The sequence below is a fragment of the Lentilactobacillus sp. TOM.63 genome, assembly GCF_030361045.1.
GTDB classification, from domain to species: Bacteria; Bacillota; Bacilli; order Lactobacillales; family Lactobacillaceae; genus Lentilactobacillus; species Lentilactobacillus dabitei.
The window spans coordinates 23,307-29,552 of sequence record NZ_JAUCAP010000035.1; the positions used below are offsets into that span (position 1 = coordinate 23,307).

General features: G+C 41.1%; 5 protein-coding genes and 1 pseudogene. All 6 read right to left on the reverse strand.

Features of this window, described 5'->3' with window-relative positions:
* Positions 1-36: 36 nt before the first annotated feature.
* On the reverse strand, positions 37-1,170 hold the full coding sequence (locus QUF07_RS08155) for a D-alanine--D-alanine ligase family protein (protein WP_217161912.1): 1,134 nt from the start codon (positions 1,168-1,170) through the stop codon (positions 37-39).
* Positions 1,171-1,278: 108 nt separating this feature from the next.
* Positions 1,279-2,049 carry an ABC transporter permease gene (locus QUF07_RS08160; protein WP_217161910.1) on the reverse strand — a complete coding sequence of 257 codons (771 nt, stop codon included), beginning with the start codon at positions 2,047-2,049 and terminating at the stop codon, positions 1,279-1,281.
* Positions 2,039-2,917: an ATP-binding cassette domain-containing protein gene (locus QUF07_RS08165; protein ID WP_289427170.1), complete on the reverse strand. Its 879-nt coding sequence runs from the start codon at positions 2,915-2,917 to the stop codon at positions 2,039-2,041. The genes QUF07_RS08160 and QUF07_RS08165 overlap by 11 nt, the downstream gene beginning before the upstream one ends.
* The gene (locus tag QUF07_RS08170) at positions 2,914-3,282 is read right to left on the reverse strand and encodes a GntR family transcriptional regulator (RefSeq protein WP_289427171.1); all 369 of its coding nucleotides are present in this window, start codon (positions 3,280-3,282) and stop codon (positions 2,914-2,916) included. Before QUF07_RS08170 ends, QUF07_RS08165 begins: the two co-directional genes overlap by 4 nt.
* A 32-nt stretch (positions 3,283-3,314) precedes the next feature.
* A complete protein-coding gene (locus QUF07_RS08175) occupies positions 3,315-5,144 on the reverse strand; it encodes an FtsX-like permease family protein (protein WP_289427172.1) in 1,830 nt (609 codons plus the stop codon).
* Between the two features lie 21 nt (positions 5,145-5,165).
* Positions 5,166-5,918, reverse strand: a pseudogene (locus QUF07_RS08180) (ABC transporter ATP-binding protein).
* Positions 5,919-6,246: the final 328 nt, after the last annotated feature.

Sequence of the window (6,246 nt, forward strand, 5' to 3'; positions counted from 1 at the left end):
TGTTTCATCGTCGGCCAGCTTCATTTATTCAACTTATTAATTCTTTTTGATAATCTGGTCTTTTGGATCCAATGGTTTGAAATCATATAAGATTTTACTTTGACGTTCAAATTCTTCGATTGCCAATTGAATCAAACGATCAATCAATTCAGTGTATGAAATCCCTGAAGCAGCAAATAACTGTGGATACAAGCTAATGTTGGTGAATCCAGGCAATGTGTTGACTTCACTGACATATGGAACACTATCCTGAGAAACAAGGTAGTCGATTCGGGCCATCCCTTTCAGCCCCAAAGCGCGATAAGTCTCCAATCCCATCTTGGTGATTTCTTCAGCTAATCGATCAGAAATATCAACAGGAACATCAAATTCCACATGACTTGCGTCCACAAACTTGTTGTCATAAGTATAGAATGCATCACTTTTCGGCACTTTAATTGCCCCTACTTTAGAGACAATTGGGTGATGATTCCCCAGCACGGAAATTTCCAGTTCCTCAGGCCCTTCAATAGCTTCTTCGACCAGAACTTTGCTGTCATAACGGAAAGCATCGCGAACGCCTTCAAGGTAGTCGGTTTCATTTTCAACCTTATGAATCCCCACCGAAGACCCTTGATTGGCTGGCTTTACAAACAATGTCTTGCCAAGCTCATCACTCAACTTCTGATAAGTATATTGTTCACTGGTCATTGGCGTAATGACTTCATAATGCGTCGTCCGAACGCCAGCGAGCTGCAGGATTTTCTTGGTAATGTCTTTATCAAATGACATTGCGGATCCCAAGACGCCGGTGCCAACATATGGCTTCTGAAGTAACCGTAACAATCCTTGAATCGTTCCGTCTTCACCTAAGTTACCATGAATAATTGGGAAGAAAACGTCGATATTTGACACTTCCCCTAAATTAATCACCGGAGCAAGTGGGTTCTTGTGATCAAGCTTTGCAAGTTCCTCTTTGGCCACGACATCTTCAGGTTCACCATTGAATACCCTTGCAGATGCCTCGTTGCCTAAAATATAGCCACTTTTAGTCATTAAGAAGAGACTCACTTTGTACTTATCTTTGTCCATAGCGTCAAAGATGTTGTGGGCTGATCGTTTGGAAACATCGTGCTCAGAAGAATTGCCACCAAAGATCAAGCCAACGTGTTGCTTTTTGTTCTTTGCCATGATTTCCACCCTATTCGTATATTCGTATAGTTTCCAGAAACTTAATTATAACATGGAAACCGGTCACGGGATATATTGAAAACTGGTTTTTTATTGGCTAATTAACCATTAGTCCCGCTTTAATTGCTTCCTCGCAAACAAGAGCCGAGTGATGGCAATCAAAATGGCGCCAAAAATGATCAACGAGATAATCAGGGCAAAGGGATTGTATGCACCACTGCTTTGGTATCCTAATACCAATTTCGCAAAATTGACCACCCAACTCATTCGGAATCGGTAATCAATCATCGCTTTAAAGATAAATAACAGAACAACGCCACCAGTAATTGGGGCAATAATTAAAATTAACCGTTGCGCAACCTTTGAAAACAGCGTCAGAAAATTACCAATGACCATTCCAAGCAATGAGCCAACCACCAGCATTAAAGCACTCATCACAAAGTTGAGCACCCCATTGACGAAGGGGTTCGAAAAGTAGGTATCATATACCCTCGTGAATAGATTAAAGGGCGCGTTATCGGTGATTGGCGACAGGAATAAATAGCCGTACAGTAAATTAAACGTATTCCCAATCAAAATTAACAACCCGTTAACGCTTAACTGCGCCTCAAAAAAGGTGCTTCTGGAAACGCCATTTTGAATAAGAAATTTGAAGTTCTCATATGACAACGTCGAGATCACGAAAATGTAAAATCCAAATACGGCCGAAACCGAGCCTCCCCGTAATTGATCCACAATTGAGAAGCTTGAAAGGGTTCCTGAGATGACCGACAACAGAAATGGCAAGATAATGATCAAGGCGATTAGTGTTAAATAAACCACCCCAATCAAGGGGAGCTGCTTCTTGAAAAGATATTTAATCACTTGCTTAGTTTTCATGTCGCTTGCTCCCCTCATATTGATTAGTTAAAAAGACAAAAAGTTTTTGGAGATCAAAATTAGATAGCTGAACGGTATCAGGTAACCGGCGATCATCCAGGTCGCCATAAACATAGTTAGCACGGATATTTCCCATATCATCATGACCAACAACATTGAGCCCCTTCGTGTATTCTTCGACCTCATTTTTTTGGCCAACAACTGAATGAGTCTTTGCCAACACATCTTCAACCGGCTGATTTAAAATGATTCGACCCTGATCGAGAATAATCACGTCACTAATAATATTGGCAACCTCTTCAATTAAGTGAGTCGACAAAATAAATGTCCGTGGATTGTCAGCATAGGAATCAAGTAATTCTGTATAAAATAGTTCTCGATGATTCGCATCCAACCCAAGAACCGGCTCATCCAATATGACAAATTTGACTGGCAGACACAGTGCAAGGATTAGCTTAAAGATTGAATTATAACCAGTCGATAATTTACCAAACTTTTGTCCCATATCAATTTTAAATTCGGCAATCATTTTGTCAGCTAATTTATGATTGAACCCGCCATATATCAACTCACTGTCCTTAGCAATCTGGGAAAGCTTCGCGCCATTTGGATACAAATCAACTTCACTCATTAAGTACATCAAGCCGAGCTTTGAATCATTGTCGGCAACGTTTTCTGAATCAATTTTAACTTCGCCGGAACTGGGAAAAATCCGGTCGGTAATAATATTGAGCAATGTGCTTTTCCCAGCCCCATTGCGGCCCAAAAGCCCATAAATTTTATTTTCCTCAAAGGCTAAATTCACATCCGCAATGACACTTTTGGACCCATATGACTTGGAGACGTGATTGACTTCCAACATACTCATTGACTATAACCTCGTTTCACTAAATCTAGTAGCTCTTCTTCAGAAATATTCAAATTACGCGCCTCACGAACCAAATTAACGATAAACGCGTCAAAGAAGCCATCGCGTTTAGCTTCTACTATCCGCTGTCTGGCTCCCTGCTTGACGAACATTCCTAATCCTCGCCGCTTTTCAATTAACTGCTTTGAAACGGCAATATTCATCCCTTTCAGGACAGTTGCCGGATTAATATGGAACTCTTTTGAAATCTCGGTTGTCGATGGAATTTGCGCCCCTTCTTCAAATCCGCCAGAAGCAATTGCATCTTCAATCTGTTCGGCAACCTGACGATAAATCGGTTCTGAACTGTTAAATTTAAATTGCATTCCACATCGTCCCACCTTTTCTTTTCATCACGTTATTTCTCCACCTTTGTCTTCGGTACGACAATTTTGCTATAGATCATCACTGTAATCCCATAGTAGATTAGATAGAGAATACTAAACCCGAGGGCCGACCAGCCAAATGTTTGATAGGCGCCGTGTAACAGATTGGCCTTAATAAACATTTGTAAGCCAAAGGCCACGTCAATAATGCCTAACACAGCCGGAAGAATAAACAGTCCCAGGATCTGAACGGCAATGGAACGATTAAGAACGGATTTCCTGGCCCCAATCTTATTGAGCATCTCAAACCTGGCTTTATCACTGGCAGCCCCGCTTAAAATCTTAAACATTAAGCAACTGGCCAGCATTGCAAGAAAAGCAATCCCAAGGAAAATGCCCATGAATTCCAAACTCCCAAAGACACCCTTCAGTAGCTGGTAGGTTTCATACGCCCCACCAACGCCAAGACCTTCACTGACCTTCTTGCCATATTGCCGGGTTTGGAGATTGGTAATTTTTGAAAGCGTCGTGGCAGCCGCATCCATGTCATTTACCCGAACTAATAACAAAGTATTGGCCTTGGCATTAATCCGATTAAAAGTGGTATCAGAAACCAGCCTAATCCGTAAATTTCTGGTTAACGGTGCCTGTAAATTGTTAAGGCCGGCATAGGCTGTGGATGCGCGGTCTTTCAGTTGAGTCAGACTGGCATTATCAATTTTTGATTTTAACTGGGCCTGATTGGTAAAGTGAGCGTATTTGAATGGCTGCGCTTCAAACTGACTTGCCCGATAATAAACACTTTTGCTTCCGGGATCAACTTTTTGCTGATAAGTGACCTGAGCCTTCCCGTCAATGTCGCCAACTAATGATTTCATTTTAGGAGATGGATTAGTCAGACCAACCGCATAGGCATTGTTACCGGCGGCCATCATCGGTACCATTCGTTGAAAACCAATTCCAACCGTAATTGCCCCGAGTGCCAAAGCAAACAGTAACGAAACGACTGAAAGAATCTTCGTATAGTCACGAATTCTAAACTTTAACTGAGAAATTGTAAAGTTGTTAAGACCTTTGTAGCTGGTGTTTGAGCGTTGAACGGCTTCCAAAATCATGACAAAGAAGGAATTGAACACAAAATAGGTACCAAGGACAATGGTAATTAACCCAATCCCGATTGCCAACAGTTGAAGGTGATTAATATCATACATAGCGTAATAACCGATCGCCAGCAAGACTAATCCGCCAACGGCTTGAACGAAAAGCGTCCGTTTCTTTGGATCTTTCCAGTCACTTTCTTGATTAGACCGTAACAGATTAAGAGCAGATGTCTTCGTGAAAGTTCGGGCGTTGACCAACCCGGCGATTACAAACAACACCAAAAACAAAATCAAGGTTGCCCACACGGCTGGCATATAAAAAGCAGAAAAGTTAGTTAATGAAACATGGATTTGGCTACTCAATAGGCCACTGAGTCGTTTGGTAAACCCAACTCCCAGGATAATGCCAACAAAAGTAGAAGCCAACCCAATCACTAAAGTTTCCAAAATAATTAACTTGCTGATGACCTTTGACTTGGCTCCCAGCATCATGAAGAGACCATAATTATGTTTTCTCATACTCATCAAAAAGTTGTTGGCGTAGAACACATACACCAGTGTAATAATTGCCAATAGAATTGACCCAAAAATGAAGACAAATTTGGCATTCTGACCAACCGGACTACTGGTGGTGAACTTATCATTGGTCGAGATGGCCTCGAACATGTAGAAAATGGCAGTGGTGATCATCATGCCTGAAAAAAGGACCAGGTAGTCTTTCCACCGAGATTTGACACCTGATAATGAAATTTTAAATAACATAATGTGCTCCTTAGAAGTTAATTATTGTTCAAAAGTTCCAAGCTTTTCGAGAATTTGTTGGTAGAACTCATTTCGACTCTTCCCATCAGCATCAATTTCGTCGCCGATCTTGCCGTCTTTAATAAACAAAATTCGCTTACAGAAACTAGCTGAAAACGGATCATGAGTCACTAGGAGAATTGAGACCCCTTGCTGATTGATGTTCGTCAAGGTATCCAGGAGTTCCCGAGCATTGGTTGAATCAAGGGCACCGGTTGGCTCATCACCAAAAATAATTGATGGATTGGCAACCAAAGCTCTGGCAGCGGCCACCCGTTGCTTTTGACCACCTGACAACTGAGTTGGATATTTGGACAACAGATCATCAATCCCTAATTTCTTGGTGGCTGCTTCAACTGCCTGTTTCGTTTCGCCTGGTTTTTTATTTTGCAACGAAAGCGGCAAAACAATATTTTCCTGAGCTGTCAAAGTTTCTAGCAAGTTAAAATCTTGGAAAATGAACCCTAATTTTTCTGAACGGAAATCTGACATTTGGTTAGCGGTTAAATTAGTCACATCTTTACCATCAATTTCAACAGATCCGCTGGTTGGCTGGTCTAAGGTTGCCATAATATTCAGCAAAGTGGTTTTCCCAGAACCGGAAGCTCCCATGATTCAAACAAATTCACCTTGTTGGACGGAAAAGGTAATCCCTTTCAGTGCTTCGTATGGTTTGGGGCCGTTTTGATCATATATTTTATGCAAATCTTTTGTGCGTACGATTTCGGTTGTCATGATATTCCTCCCGCGTTGGTTGATTACTTATGTAACTAACTATATATGCAGAGCTATAAATTGTCAACACTACCAAATCAGATTGTGGCGGTCCTCTCTGTAAGAAGCCGTCATGACAATGATTATCTGACAAAAAATGGCGAGGTTGAGACATGAGTCGGCAAAGTGTTTATAAATGCAACTTAACTTTCTGATAAAACTTGTGACAAACGGCTGATCTCCGTCATTTAACAAAAAGGATCAATTATTCCAAAATGGTTCTACAATATCTGTTGTTGGTAATAGATTTTATCTATTACTGATGACAGATTTTTTGTTTCTCGTTAGA

Coding starts and splice junctions, on each gene's coding strand:
- QUF07_RS08155 (WP_217161912.1), bottom strand. CDS start 1,170: ATGGCAAAGAACAAAAAGCAACACGTTGGCTTGATCTTTGGTGGCAAT.
- QUF07_RS08160 (WP_217161910.1), bottom strand. CDS start 2,049: ATGAAAACTAAGCAAGTGATTAAATATCTTTTCAAGAAGCAGCTCCCC.
- QUF07_RS08165 (WP_289427170.1), bottom strand. CDS start 2,917: ATGAGTATGTTGGAAGTCAATCACGTCTCCAAGTCATATGGGTCCAAA.
- QUF07_RS08170 (WP_289427171.1), bottom strand. CDS start 3,282: ATGCAATTTAAATTTAACAGTTCAGAACCGATTTATCGTCAGGTTGCC.
- QUF07_RS08175 (WP_289427172.1), bottom strand. CDS start 5,144: ATGTTATTTAAAATTTCATTATCAGGTGTCAAATCTCGGTGGAAAGAC.